This is a genomic window from Enterococcus columbae DSM 7374 = ATCC 51263 (assembly GCF_000406925.1).
Lineage (GTDB): Bacteria > Bacillota > Bacilli > Lactobacillales > Enterococcaceae > Enterococcus_E > Enterococcus_E columbae.
Window position 1 is genome coordinate 148,370 of the sequence record NZ_KE136350.1, and the last position, 14,210, is coordinate 162,579.

Here is a 14,210-nt window from a genome sequence, read left to right on the forward strand (position 1 = left end):
TTATAACATAGTTTTGTCAGAGTTCTGTTAAATGCGCCTAAATCCTGATATTTTATTATTTTTGAATAAATCATTATAGAAAACGTTTTTGTAAGCTAATTGATTGATTTTCTTTAATTTACTCTTTTATAATTGGAGAGTAAAAAGATTTTTAAAGAAAGAGGGATGAGAATGAAAAACATGTTGAAAGAGTTTAAAGAGTTTATGATGAAAGGCGACGTATTAGACCTAGCTGTTGGTATCGTTATTGGTGGTGCCTTCACAGCTATCGTTAAAAATGTCGTTGACGGCTTAATTACTCCGTTAGTAGGTTTAGTCGTTTCATTAATCACTGGGACAAAAGATCTTAAAGGTGCATTATCAGTTCTAGATTGGACACCAGTTAAAGGGGTAACCTTCCAATTTAGTCTAGTTATCAGTGCAATCATTACTTTCATTATCACTGGTTTTGTATTATTTATGATTGTAAAAGCTGCTAACAAAGCAAAAGCTGCTCGTAAGAAGAAAGAAGAAGCTGTGGAAGCTGCTGATCCAAAACCAACTGCTGAAGACTACTTAGCAGAAATTCGCGACTTATTAAAAGAACAAGCGAAATAATTAAATAAAAAAAGACCTAGCAATGTCCGGTAACCTAAAAAATTAGCCTTTTTTATGCCGGTACAAAGCTAGGTCTTTTTATTATCCTATTGATAAACACATATCCACATGCTCAATCCCATCTTCTAAATAAGGGGTTGAAACTTCTTGAAAGCCAAAAGATTGATAAAATGATAATAAGTAACTTTGAGCGGCGATTTGTAGGTTAGTATGGATATTCTGCTGACGAATATAAGCTAGCGTCTGCGTTAATAGCTGCTTAGCTAGTCCATGGCTACGATAAGTTGGGGCAACTAAAACTCTGCCTAAATGTAGACCATCTGCTAACTGATAAAGGCGCAAATAAGCCAAAATCTGACCCTTTTCTTCAAGCCACACATGTTGCGCATTGACATCAATCTCATCCACCTCTTGATAGGCACAATCCTGTTCAACCACAAACACCGCCACACGTAATTGATAAATTTGCTGTAACTGATAAACCGATAGATCAGCAAAAGATTGAATCTTAAATTCCATCCACTCATTCTCTCCTATTCTTCAATTGACAATTTTATCTTCTCATACGACAAAGCAAGTAGCAGCCAAATTTTCTCGTAGCTGAGCAAGTCGTTTCACAACTTTAAATAAAAAACCATTAGATGAGTTTTACTCAAATAATGGTTTTCGTGCGAATTTATATCTTTTTGAAGGGTTTAATCCTTCAATGATTCGCTTATCATTCGGTGTTGCTAAAAACTACTTCTTACGTTAGATGGCTTCTGATAAGAACTCTATTTCCACGGTCTTGGTTAATACATCTGAGTAACTATAAGACACGCGTTCAAAAGCATTTTCATTTGGATCCAAGTCGACTACAAACACAGAAGGATAAGTCTGGGTTAAAATTCCCTTACGCTCCGTCTGACGTTTTCTACCAGTCTGTGCAACTAACATAATCTCACTGCCAATATGACCTTCAAGTTCTTTTTTAATTGTTGCCACGGTTGTTGTCATCGCATTCACCTCGAACGCCATTATAACATAAATAGATAAAAATATCAATTTACCACAGATATTTCTCATTTTCAAGTAAGAATCTCAAATAATTTGATACTTTTAATCAAGTAAGCGATTTTATTTTTTTGTTTAAAATTAATGGTGCATCAGCCAAATTAACTTACTTCTCAATCTGGATTGCGCACTTCGAACTTTTTTGTTGAAACGGCCAATTGTTGGGCAATTTGCTCTAAAGCTAGCCCGCGCTGTAATAATTGAAAGACTTGTAACTCAAAATCAGATAAAAAATGGGTAAATTCTTCTAGTAGCTCTTGTAATAATACTTCTTGTTCTGGCGTTTGATTAGAGGTTAACGAGGTTAAATATTCCGGATGTTCTTCTGAAATTCGTTCTAAACTTGTTGATAGATAATCTGTTTGGCGCTTAAAGGCTGCTTGATAGCGAATCAGGCTAATCAAACGATTACTCAATGCGCGACTATAGAAACTACCAAATGCTGCAGCATGTTTTTCATCAAAATGCTTTAATGCCTGATAAAAAACAATCCGTGCTTCTTGCTCAACATCTTCTTTAGCAAAACCGATCAAGAAAAATCGATGCTGATATTTCTGCAAAACTGGCCGATACTGCTCAAATAATTCCGTAAATGCTTCACTATCTCCCATTTGTGCTTGTTCAAAAATGCCCATAAAAAAACCTCCTATTTGTTAATTACGCGCTTATCGTAACACAAAGTCGGAGGAAATTTTCTCATAAAAGTGTTTTATTTTTTTTACTCAGAATTTTTTTTTACTTAATTCCGCTAATTTTTGGGATAATTTTGCCAATTGATCTTCATTCCACGGTGAATTACGGCGATAATGGGTGAAATGAATTTCCTTTTGGTGCTGATGGATTTGTTTTTCGACCTTTTGCACTGACTTGTATAATTCACGAGCCGAGGTTCTTAGCGCACCTTGCGAGAAGACCACCCATTGCTCGGCTAAATCACTTGTTGCAACCGTGACTTGAGTCAAACGGGTATTTAATTCACCAGCGACTCGTTCAATATAACTATCTGCCGTTTCGCCTTCTTGCGTAAAAATGACTTGTAACTGATACTTGGCATAGCTTTGTGTAACCCCTGGAACTAGCTGCGCATCAAAGACGACCATCACACGAAGGCCCTCGTATTTGGCATAGTTGGATAGACGATTTAATAGCGCTTCTCTGGCTTCTTCTAATTTATCTTGTTTCTTTAATATAGCTAATTCCGGCCAGGCACCAATCATATTGTAACCATCAACAATCAGTAATTGTTCTTTCATCATTGAGCCCCTCTTTGGTAAAACGCCTCATACATCAATAGACTCGCAGCGACACTCGCATTTAAGCTTTGCACATGACCAGTCATTGGAATAGTCAACATTTGATCGACTTCTTTTTTCAAGCCTTGCGCCATGCCTTTGCCTTCATTACCGATAATTAAGGCAATTGAACCTGTCGCATTCCACTGACGATAATTCACGCCTTGCATATCAGTCCCAAAAATCCAAAAGCCTTGTGCCTTTAATTGACTAAGCGTCTGTTGAAGATTGGTTACTCGTGCAATAGGCACATGCTCGACCGCCCCTGTTGAAGTTTTCACGACAATAGGCGTAATGCCGACCGCACGATGCTTAGGAATAATTACGCCATCCACTCCAGTCGCATCAGCTGTACGCAAAATCGAACCAAAATTATGTGGATCTTCTAAGCTATCCAAAACTAAAAAGAAAGGATTCGCCGGTGCTTTGGCTAACAACTGCTCTAAGGATAAATACTCATAAGGCGTAATCGTCAAAACAACCCCTTGATGGACCGCTTGATTGCTTAGACTATCCAGCTTGGCTTTAGGCACCCATTTGATGGGTAAATGTTGTTCAGCAGCTAAGTCTTTTAACTGTTGAACTTTTTCTCCTTTTAAGCTATCTTGGATAAATAATTTATTTCCACGCCCTTGTTGTATCGCTTCAATCGTCGCATGCATCCCAAAAACAAATTCATCGCTAGCTAAGCCTTGATTTTCACTTGGCTTACGCACAGCTTTTTCTACTTTTTTAGGCTGATTGTTGCGTTTTTTCATGAATTTTTCTGACCTACTCATTTTTCGCCTCCTATTCTTTCAATACACCAATTAATTAACTCTTCCATTCGCACTTGCTGTTTCGTTAAATAAAGATAACCCATCAAAGCTTCAAACCCCGTAGAAATACGATAGGTTAAAATATCCGCATTCTTCGCACTAGTATGACTTTTACTATTCCGCCCTCGACGATAAAAATCAATTTCTTTTTCATTTAACATTTCATTATCTAATAAAGCTTGCATCAGCTTAGCCTGTGCTTTGGCTGAGACATATTTCGTTGCCGTATGGTGCAATTGATTGGGTCTGGTCTTGCCCTGATTTAAAAGATATTCCCGAATATAAACCTCATAAATCGCATCACCCATATAAGCTAAAGCTAGGCCGTTTAACTGTTCAAAATCTCTCATTAGGCTTTTCTCCATCGAGTTCCTTGGGCAGTATCTTCTAAAATGATTCCTTGTTCCTTTAACAAGTCACGAATTTCATCACTGCGCGCAAAATTACGACTCTTTCTCGCTTGATTCCGTTCTTCAATCAATTGTTCAATCTCCGAATCTAATAAATCCTGACTAAATTCAATACCAAAAACAGCTAACCACGCTTGTAATTGTTGCATCGCCTGTTGTAAAACAACTTGGGAAACGACTTCTTGATTACTATAAACATTTAACCATTTAGCTAGCTCATAAGCCACGGTAATTCCGTTAGCGGCATTAAAATCATCATCCATCTCTGCAACAAATTGTTCTTCTAATTTTGCTAACTCAGCAAGATGCTGACTATCCTCGGCTAAAGATGCTTGTGCTTGCGCCAATCGAAATGCTGCATTATCTAAAGCTGTTTTTAATTTTTGTAAGTTATTTTCGGCCTCAGATAAGGTCTTTTCACTGTAACAAATTGGTCGACGGTATTGTGTCGTCGCCATAAAGAAGCGTAACACTTGTGGATCGATTTCTCGAATGATCTCATGCACTGTCACAAAATTACCCAATGACTTACTCATTTTTTCCTGGGTTTCCCCCACCGTTACAAAACCATTATGCATCCAATAATTAGCAAAAGGATGCCCCGTCTTAGCTTCACTTTGCGCAATTTCATTTTCATGGTGCGGAAATTCCAAATCTTGGCCACCACCATGAATGTCAATGGTATCTCCAAGATGCTTCGTTGCCATTACTGAACACTCGATATGCCAACCAGGACGACCCTCTCCCCATGGTGAAGCCCAAGAAATTTCACCCTCTTTGGCTTTTTTCCATAAAGCAAAGTCTAACGGATCTTCTTTTTGCGCTTGTTCACTACCCGTTCGCTGACTTGCACCAATTTCTAATTCGTCAATAGATTGATCACTTAGTTTGCCGTAATCCTTAAATTTGCGCGTACGGTAATAAACATCCCCATTAGATTCATAAGCATACCCTTTATCAATTAACACTTGGACAAAATCAATGATGTCTTCAATATGATCCATTACACGTGGATTTAACGTGGCTGCTTTGATATTGAGTGCCTTGGTATCTGCTTTAAATGCATCAATAAAACGTTGCGCCACTTCAGGAGCGGTAATCTGCAACTCTTTAGCAGCTTTGATGATTTTATCATCCACATCTGTAAAGTTTGACACATAATTGACTTCATAACCTCGATATTCAAAATAACGACGAATGGTATCAAAAGCGATACTGCTGCGCGCATTCCCAATATGAATATAATTATAAACCGTTGGACCGCAGACATACATCTTCACCTTGCCAGCTTCTAAAGGTTTGAATGTTTCTTTTTGTCGTGTTAATGTATTGTAAATTTTAATCATGAGCTACCTTCTTTCCATTTAATCGAACGACTTTGGCTGGTGCTCCAACAGCAGTGGCATTATCCGGAATATCATGTAATACCACTGACGAAGCGCCAATTTTACTGTTTTCACCAATTACTACTGGACCTAAAATCTGGGCATGAGCAGCAATTAAGGCCCCATTTTTGACTGTCGGATGACGTTTTCCTGTATCTTTACCCGTACCACCAAGCGTTACGCCATGAAATAACGTCACATAATCCCCCACTTCAGCCGTCTCACCAATGACTACACCCATGCCGTGATCAATAAATACCCCTTTGCCAATGACTGCTCCTGGATGGATTTCAATACCGGTAAAAAAGCGCGTCAATTGTGATTGAATCCGAGCGAATAAAAAGAGACGATGTCGATATAAAAAATGTGACCAACGATGCCAAAACAGCGCATGAAATCCTGGATAGGTTAAGACAATTTCTAAAGTAGTGCGTGCTGCCGGATCATTTCGCTTGGTAGCCGCAATTGCTTCTTTCATCCATCCCATATAACCCCTTCTTTCTATCTATTTTTTGTAATGCTATGTATCTGTATCCTGTCTAAAATGAAAATATAAACAGTGAAACGACCTAGGCTGTCCTGCCATTTCGAATAATTTTAGCTACTCGATTTGGCTCACAGACTTGGTAATCCGTGTTCAACAAGTAACTCCTCGGAAAATTCGCCCTACCGACTTGAAAATCTCTAAGCCTAGTAGGTTGTTTTTCATTCGACGAGTAACCCTCAAATTTTCTCATGCCTGAGCAAGCTACTTCTCATCCTGTAATTAAAAAGCGTCTTTTAACCGTTGCTGGGTTAAAAGACGCTTGTTTGGCGTGGTTCCACTTTTATTTACAGAAATACTCTGCCTTAAATAGCTAACGGTCTATTCTCCGTTTTTGACTTGCGCCAAAACCACTCCCAGGTGCATTTCATCACAGCGAATAATTGCTTACACCAACCGCAATCTCTCTAAAAAACGCTATTGATTACTTCGTCTGTTCATTGTGTTTATATTTTATAAAACTTGTTGTAAATGGGCTAAAGCTTTTTCTTTACCTAGTAGTGCAACCGTGTCTGGTAATTCTGGACCGTGCATTTGTCCAGAAACAGCCACTCGAATTGGCATAAATAGGTTTTTACCTTTAACACCGGTTTCTTTTTGTACTGCCTTGATAGCTGCACGAACATTGTCACTAGTAACTTCTTCCATCGCTTCTAATTGAGCTTTGAAGGCTGCTAAAACAGTTGGCACCGTTTCGCCAGCAAGTACTTCCTTCGCCGCATCGTCTAAAACAGGATGTTCGATAAAGAATAATTCAGAAACTTCTACGATTTGGGCTGCATAACTCATTTGTGGTTGATATAAAGCCACTAATTGTTTCACCCAAGCTAGATCATCAGCGGATAATTCTTCCTTAATGCGACCAGCTTTTTGTAAGAATGGTACACACATTTCCGTTAAACGGTCAAGATCCATTTTCTTCATGTATTGGTTGTTAATCCATTCTAGCTTCTTCGCATCAAAGGCAGCTGGTGACTTGCTTAAACGATTTGGATCAAACATTTCGATTAATTGTTCTTGACTAAAGATTTCTTCTTCACCCACTGGCGACCAACCAAGTAAAGCGATAAAGTTAAACATCGCTTCTGGTAGGTAACCTAAATCACGATATTGTTCGATAAATTGTAGAATCGTTTCGTCACGCTTACTTAATTTTTTACCAGTTTCGCTATTGATAATTAAAGTCATGTGACCAAATTTTGGTGGTTGCCAACCAAATGCTTCATAAATCATCAATTGTTTTGGCGTATTGGCAATGTGGTCATCCCCACGTAAAACATGAGTAATCCCCATCATATGATCATCTACTGCTACGGCAAAGTTATAAGTAGGCATGCCATCGCGTTTTTGAATAACAAAATCACCGCCAACATTATCTGATTCAAAGACGATTTCTCCCTTGACGATATCATCAAAACGATATTCACGATTTTTTGGTACGCGGAAGCGAATCACCGGCTTAATTCCTTGTGCTTCTTTTTCAGCTTGTTGCTCTGGGGTTAAATGGGCACAAGTTCCAGCATAACGAGGAATTTCTCCACGGGCACGTTGCGCTTCACGTTCAGCTTCTAATTCTTCCTCTGTACAGTAACATTTATAAGCTAAATTGCTAGCTAATAATTGATCGATTAAAGGTTGATAGATTTCTTTACGCTCAGATTGACGGTAAGGGCCAACTGTTCCAGGTTTTTGCGCTGACTCATCCCAGTTCATTCCTAACCAATCTAGGTTCTCTAACTGGCTTTTTTCTCCATCCGCAATATTACGTTTTAAGTCTGTATCTTCAATACGGATAATGAAGTCGCCGCCATTATGACGAGCATACAGATAGTTAAATAACGCTGTACGAGCATTTCCGATATGTAAATGCCCGGTTGGACTTGGCGCATATCTTACGCGTATTTTTGACATATTCTGTTCATCCTTTTCTTTCTAATTTCCAAAACGACCTAAGCCTTCATACTTACGATTCAATTTTGGTACACAGCTAAAATTGTACCCCCAAACATGAAAATAGTAAAGTGAAAATTATGAAAATCAGCGTTCGTGTTCATGGCTTTCTGAGAATTTCATATACAAAAGTGAATGACTTTGACATTTCCTTTCCATAGGTTAACTAAAAACTATAGATAGAAAATACGATTTTTAAGTTCGATAATTTTTATGATTATTATTCATCTGCTATATTTTTACAAATGATTGACAATGAGAAATGATCTAACTGTGTATTTGTATAACCAAAAGAACTGTTTCACGTGAAACATTAAAGTTCTGCAAGGTAATAAAAAATAAATATACTAAGCAATTCAATCTTAATATTCTCTACTTCATTTATTACCACTCAATTTTTGGTAATCAAATAGTAATTTATAACAATATTCATTCAACTTTGCGAAAAAAATACTAAATCAAGCACTAACTATACAAAAATATATCGAGCGAAGAACATTTAAAATGATTGTTTCATATTAAAAATATTAAATTCTGACTATTATTTGATACTTTCCTGTTTATGTATTCTTTAATCTGTCATTATACTCTACCAACCATTTCTTTCTACTTTGAATATATCCTTCTTCTGAATAAGATATAACATATTTTGTATTTCTACTTTTTCCAATCTTTTTAATAATTTGATCCTCTAAAAGAGTATTTATTGCTGTTCTGTAGGCATGTTCAGTCATTTTTAAATCTACTAAAGCCATAGATTTAGTTACTGAACCACTCTGTAATATTTCTTTTAATAACTTTTGCTCTTCTAATGATCGAGTCTTATAATAACTCATTGGTTCAAATTTCCAAATGCGAATAGTTGTATCTTTATCTGTTGAATAAATCTCAGGAATTTTCAATCTATGTCTACTTACAGCATCAAATATTCTTGGCCCACCAGATCCTGCTCTCTCAACAAAACCTATACGTCTAAACAAAATAGAAATAACACTATTTCTCACTCTTGATGTCCCACCATGTATAAATTCTTCTTTAGTAACTTTCATGTCTCCAGGATTATAGAATTCCCAATAATCATCATAATCTATTATTTTTATAGTATCACTTGAACCATAGTAAGCGTGAACAATCGAATTTGTTAAAGCCTCTCTAATAGCTTTACTAATATCGTTATAATACGAATCTCTTGCCATTTTTTCATTTAAATGGAATCTATTTTCAACCGATAATATTAACTTATCTAATACTTTCATATAAAATGAGAATATATTCATATCCGGATAATCTTTATCGCCAATAGAAATTCTGTCCTGCCAATCAGCTTCAAAAGATGTTGCTTTTTTTAAATAATCTAGTTGAAAATTGGGATAATATTCTACAATAGAATTATATTTTCCAAAAAACAATAATCCTCCTAAAGTAAGACCATAGCTTTTTTTGTCCCCTAATCTATCTCTTTTCATCACTCCAAGATTTATTAATAATTCCTGCAAACTCATATCTGCATACTTTTCTTCTCCCGTCACTTCAATTAAAAGCGAACGATATGCCAATATATCTTTTTTATTTAAATCATCAATGTCAAAATGTTTTAAAACTACATTGTCTATTCCATCATGAGAATTAACAATCATGTACTTATATTCTTCATCTGTAACTTGCTTATCCTCTTCTCCTATTCGTTTGTATGCCATCTCCTTATGTCCGTTGATATAAATAGGTTTTTGATAGTAATTAGCCTCTGGAACATTAATTTCTATTACTTGTTTTCCTTCTATATCAATAATTTGAATATCCTGTTCATCTAGTAAATTTACGCTTACTTTTTGTGGATTAGTCACTAATTGCCAAAATTTATCAATTCTTTTTTCTGGATTAATTACCCCCGTAACCTCATATTTTCTCTTTTTTACTTCAGAAATACCTAAAATAATTTTTCCACCTTGAGTATTTGCAAATGCACTGTATGTTTCCCACAAATCATTAGGTAAATCATTCTTAGCAGCCTTATACTCTACATATCTTCCCTCTGGTTGCAAAATATTCAACTAAATTACCTCCTCACTGTGAACACGATTTTAACAATATTATATCCAAAATATATTAAGAAACAAAACCACTCAAGATTTTTTATACAAAAAAGAGAGTAGAACTTTCCAAATAAATATTTCATGTAATATCCATAGTATCTAAAGCTATTTTCACGCGAATACTCATGCGAATATTTTCTTATTAAACATTGATATATCAACATTTTCAAAGCATATCAATAGTAGATTTAACTTTTTCGCGCGAATACTCACGCGAATATTTTCTTATTAAACATTGATATATCAACATTTTCAAAGCATATCAATAATAGATTTAACTTTTTCGCGCGAATACTCACGCGAAAAAAAGCTACTTCTCTCTTTTTTATTTGGCTCTATAATAAATTGGACTGATGAATCAAAATCGATTCTTCAGTCCAATTTTTCATTTTAGGTATAAAAAAACATACCGTTCTCTGATATGATTAAATTACCACAAATAACCCAAGAGAGGACGGTATGCTATATGAATCATTCTATCAAAAAAATGTTACGATTAATAGACCCAAATTTAACAATTCTTGAAATTACTCAGGAGAAAATCAACCATCAGATGACTCTTGTCATTAAAGCGAATCTTTCCCCTCAACCTTCACCTTGTAAATGTTGTGGTGCCAATGTGATAGATGATGATGGAAAGTTCGCTGTAGTCAAAAACGGCAAGAAAACAGTCACTGTACGCTTAGAAGCTTTCAACCACTTACCAATGGTCATGCATTTAAATAAGCAACGCTATGTATGTAAAAAGTGTAGACACTATTGGACTGCCCAAAGCTATTTTATTCGCCCCCATCATGCTATCTCTGAGCAGGTGCGATTTAAAATGATGGATTTATTAAAAGAAAAAGTGTCGCTTACTTTTATCGCTAAACAATGTCAGGTTTCTATTTCTACGGTTATTCGTGTCTTGCGCTCATTTAAACCTCAGTTGCCTAAAGCAAAACAGTTATACTTACCGAAAGTTTTACTAGTAGATGAATTCCGCTCACATACTTCTTTAGAAGATAAAATGAGTTTTATTTGTGTAGATGGTGAAACAGGGAAATTGTTGGATGTTTTACCCACTCGTAAATTACCTTATTTGAAAAACTATTTTCAAAACGCCAAAAATAAGGAAGACGTACAATTTTTAGTTTCAGATATGAACGCGAGTTATATGCAATTGATTGCGAGTCACTTTCCTAATGCCCAATTAATCATTGATCGCTTTCATATTGTCAAACATATCAATCAAGCACTCAATGACTGTCGCGTACGCGAAATGAAAGGATTAATCAAAGAGAAAAAAAGAAGCCAAGCTGCAAAATTAAAAAGTAATTGGCGCTATATCCTAAAGAAAAGAGCAAACTTAGATGTTACAGAATATAAATCCTGGCGCAGTTTTCGCCAACCTAAATTTCCACTTTTAACAGAAGAAATGATGGTTGACCGGTTATTGGCTTTTTCTCCTAAACTCAAATTAGGCTATCAGTATGTCCATGATTTATTAGAAGCTTTTGATAATAAAGATCCAGATACATTTTTTGAGATATTAAAAACGTTACCAGATACACTAGATGAAGTACTGAAAGAGAAGTTACAAAACTTAATAAACTATGAAGAAGGAATAAGAAATGCACTGATTTATCCTTATTCTAACGGAAAAATAGAAGCCAAGAATACACATATTAAAACTTTAAAACGGGTTAGTTATGGTTTTCGATCATTTGTGAACATGAAATTAAGACTATTTCTGATGAATGGTTTAATTGAATCGAAATAACAAAAAGAGCAGAGATAGCAAATAGCTGTCTATCTCTGCCTATTCCTTTTGTAAAACTCATCAGTCCAATTTGACAAAGAGCCTTTTATTTTAGAGAAAAATAGCTTTTAATACACTTCCTTGTTTACAGGCAACTAGCCGATTACTTCTTTTAATGTCGGTGCTTGACTGTCTTTTTCAGAGATTTGTTCTCGATTATTAATATCAATGGAGATTGGCCATGAAATATTTAACGCTGGATCTAATGGTGTAAGAGCTACTCCTGACATTCCTGCTTGCCACTCATTATCGAAGAAATACAAATATTCAGTATCCTCTAAAGCTTGAAATCCATTGCAAACACCTTGCGGAACAAAAACCTGTACGCCAGGCTTTAACTCAACTGTTACCACTTCACCTTTAGTTGGACTATCTAAACGTGTATCTACATAGACACCAAAAGCTGAGCCAAACGCTACCGTGACTAGTTTAGCCATCGCCTCTCCATGTAGACCACGTACTGCACCCTTTTTAGTTCTAGTTAAATTAATTTGCTGCCAAGAACCTAATGTATTTGGTAAAAAACTCGTATATAAACTCCCACGATACAATTCACGCACAGTCCCTCGATCATCTGTCACCGTTTTAGAATGAATAATTTTCAATCCAGCAATTTTTGAATCCTCTACAGTACAATCCTTCAATTCAAACATTTCATCACCTACAATACATTTATTTATCTCTAGCATTAATACTCGCTAAATCAATTATTTCTCTTCTTTTTTCTCATCCTTGTGTTCTTTATTATCGATTCCTCTTCTAGAATGAGCTGGTTTAGCAAAAATCATACGACCAGCAGCCGTCTGTAAAGCAGAAGTAACCACCACTTGAATGCGTTCATTCATATAATGTTGACCGTCCTCTACTACAACCATCGTTCCATCATCAAGATAAGCAACCCCTTGCTGACGTTCGGTTCCGGCTTTTACCACAAGGACCTCCATATCTTCGCCCGGAATAACGACCGGTTTTACGGCATTCGCCAAAGCGTTGATATTTAACACTGGCACATTTTGAAACTCGGAAACCTTATTTAAATTATAATCATTAGTAACGATAATTCCATCTAGCATTTTGGCCAGCTTAATTAGCTTACTGTCCACCTCTGAAATATCCTCAAAATCACCGTCGTACATCTCCACCGCAATCCCCTCTTCTTTTTGTAGGGCATTTAAAATATCTAATCCACGACGACCACGCACACGTTTTAAGCTATCGCCTGAATCAGCAATATATTGCAATTCATATAGCACAAAATTAGGAATTAAAATAACACCTTCTAAAAATCCTGATTTCGTAATATCATAGATACGCCCGTCAATAATGACACTAGTATCCAAAATTTTATACTTATGGAAATGATCTTCTACACGACGCTCTAGCATCTGCTGCTCAACCTGAGGCTCAACTTTCTTCGACTTAATACTAAATAGCTTCTTCCATTCCTCAATCCGACTTGTACCAATTCGAAAACCAAAATAGCCTAAAATAACCATTAAAATAATCGGCATAAAACCTTTTAAGAAAGGAATATCCCAATTATAAAAAGGAATAGCCAAAATCGCACCTAAAACTAAACCTAAAATCGTTCCCACCGTACCAAACAAAAGATACATCAAACTAAACTCGCTTAGCTTCTTCTCGATTTTCGTAATGGCTGTTGAAATATAACCGGCTAATAATAAAGAAAGTAAAAAGAAAATAATTGCACCAATCAAGCCGTTAGTTACATTATTATTCAACCACATACTCTTCTCCTGCCCAATTGCTGTCCAAGCAAGGGGCAACAACGAAATACCTAAAGTCGTCCCCGCAAGGACAAATAAAAAATTAATCACACGTCTCTGCATACTCTCTCTCCTTTACCAAAGGCTATCAAGCGAGCGCTTTGCTATGAGTAAATAAGGTTAACTAGTCACAAAAAGTGCGTAACTTTTAACACTTTTTGGGGATAGTTACTTATTTACCGAATAGCAGCTCGATTGATGCCGTTTAATCCAAAGGCTATGTGTTGAGCGCTTTGATACGAGTAAATAAGTTCCAAGTGGATGGAAAAATCCATCACATTTTAAGATTTTTTCAGCAACTTGGCTTATTTACCGAGTATCAGCTCAATCACATGCCGATTTCAAAGGCTATGAGACAAGCGATTTGGTTTGAGCAATAAGTCGAAGCAGGCGATAAAAGTGCGTGTGTGTTAACACTTTTTCGACTGCAAGCTTATTGCCAAACCTAGCTTGGCTCGGTTAATAAAATACACTCATAGC

Annotated in this window: 14 protein-coding genes and 1 other annotated feature; of the genes, 2 read left to right on the plus strand and 12 right to left on the minus strand. The window is 36.1% G+C overall.

Annotated features, from left to right (window positions below):
- The first annotated feature begins 180 nt into the window (after positions 1 to 180).
- Positions 181 to 597, plus strand: coding sequence for a large conductance mechanosensitive channel protein MscL (mscL, locus tag RK02_RS09810; RefSeq protein ID WP_026231340.1), 417 nt, complete (start codon positions 181 to 183; stop codon positions 595 to 597).
- Positions 598 to 678: 81 nt separating this feature from the next.
- Here mscL and RK02_RS09815 read toward each other — a convergent pair whose 3' ends face one another.
- The 10 genes from RK02_RS09815 to RK02_RS09860 form a co-directional block, all read right to left on the minus strand.
- The gene (locus RK02_RS09815) at positions 679 to 1,116 is read right to left on the minus strand and encodes a GNAT family N-acetyltransferase (RefSeq protein ID WP_016184089.1); all 438 of its coding nucleotides are present in this window, start codon (positions 1,114 to 1,116) and stop codon (positions 679 to 681) included.
- Positions 1,117 to 1,347: 231 nt separating this feature from the next.
- Positions 1,348 to 1,593 carry a Veg family protein gene (locus RK02_RS09820; RefSeq protein WP_016184090.1) on the minus strand — a complete coding sequence of 82 codons (246 nt, stop codon included), beginning with the start codon at positions 1,591 to 1,593 and terminating at the stop codon, positions 1,348 to 1,350.
- Between the two features lie 170 nt (positions 1,594 to 1,763).
- Entirely contained in the window at positions 1,764 to 2,285 is a 522-nt protein-coding gene (locus RK02_RS09825) for a sigma-70 family RNA polymerase sigma factor (protein WP_016184091.1), read from the minus strand.
- 87 nt (positions 2,286 to 2,372) lie between these two features.
- Entirely contained in the window at positions 2,373 to 2,903 is a 531-nt protein-coding gene (locus tag RK02_RS09830; RefSeq protein ID WP_026231342.1) for an NYN domain-containing protein, read from the minus strand.
- The gene (gene rlmB / locus RK02_RS09835) at positions 2,903 to 3,721 is read right to left on the minus strand and encodes a 23S rRNA (guanosine(2251)-2'-O)-methyltransferase RlmB (RefSeq protein WP_016184093.1); all 819 of its coding nucleotides are present in this window, start codon (positions 3,719 to 3,721) and stop codon (positions 2,903 to 2,905) included. Before rlmB ends, RK02_RS09830 begins: the two co-directional genes overlap by 1 nt.
- Positions 3,718 to 4,110: a Mini-ribonuclease 3 gene (locus RK02_RS09840; RefSeq protein WP_016184094.1), complete on the minus strand. Its 393-nt coding sequence runs from the start codon at positions 4,108 to 4,110 to the stop codon at positions 3,718 to 3,720. The genes rlmB and RK02_RS09840 overlap by 4 nt, the downstream gene beginning before the upstream one ends.
- Positions 4,110 to 5,516 (minus strand): cysteine--tRNA ligase, encoded by a 1,407-nt coding sequence (gene cysS / locus RK02_RS09845; RefSeq protein ID WP_016184095.1) that lies wholly within the window; start codon positions 5,514 to 5,516, stop codon positions 4,110 to 4,112. Before cysS ends, RK02_RS09840 begins: the two co-directional genes overlap by 1 nt.
- Positions 5,509 to 6,042, minus strand: coding sequence for a serine O-acetyltransferase EpsC (gene epsC, locus RK02_RS09850; protein ID WP_016184096.1), 534 nt, complete (start codon positions 6,040 to 6,042; stop codon positions 5,509 to 5,511). The genes cysS and epsC overlap by 8 nt, the downstream gene beginning before the upstream one ends.
- Before the next feature lie 308 nt (positions 6,043 to 6,350).
- Positions 6,351 to 6,549: a binding site (T-box leader), on the minus strand.
- Between the two features lie 3 nt (positions 6,550 to 6,552).
- Positions 6,553 to 8,010 (minus strand): glutamate--tRNA ligase, encoded by a 1,458-nt coding sequence (gltX, locus tag RK02_RS09855; protein WP_016184097.1) that lies wholly within the window; start codon positions 8,008 to 8,010, stop codon positions 6,553 to 6,555.
- Between the two features lie 599 nt (positions 8,011 to 8,609).
- Positions 8,610 to 10,100 (minus strand): RNA-binding domain-containing protein, encoded by a 1,491-nt coding sequence (locus RK02_RS09860; protein ID WP_016184098.1) that lies wholly within the window; start codon positions 10,098 to 10,100, stop codon positions 8,610 to 8,612.
- Positions 10,101 to 10,608: 508 nt separating this feature from the next.
- Here RK02_RS09860 and RK02_RS09865 point away from each other — a divergent pair.
- Entirely contained in the window at positions 10,609 to 11,904 is a 1,296-nt protein-coding gene (locus RK02_RS09865; RefSeq protein WP_016184099.1) for an ISL3 family transposase, read from the plus strand.
- Between the two features lie 134 nt (positions 11,905 to 12,038).
- On the opposite strand, the gene RK02_RS09870 is transcribed toward RK02_RS09865, so the two are convergent.
- A complete protein-coding gene (locus RK02_RS09870; protein ID WP_018451676.1) occupies positions 12,039 to 12,596 on the minus strand; it encodes a dTDP-4-dehydrorhamnose 3,5-epimerase family protein in 558 nt (185 codons plus the stop codon).
- Positions 12,597 to 12,650: 54 nt separating this feature from the next.
- Positions 12,651 to 13,793, minus strand: coding sequence for a PIN/TRAM domain-containing protein (locus tag RK02_RS09875; RefSeq protein ID WP_016184101.1), 1,143 nt, complete (start codon positions 13,791 to 13,793; stop codon positions 12,651 to 12,653).
- Positions 13,794 to 14,210: the final 417 nt, after the last annotated feature.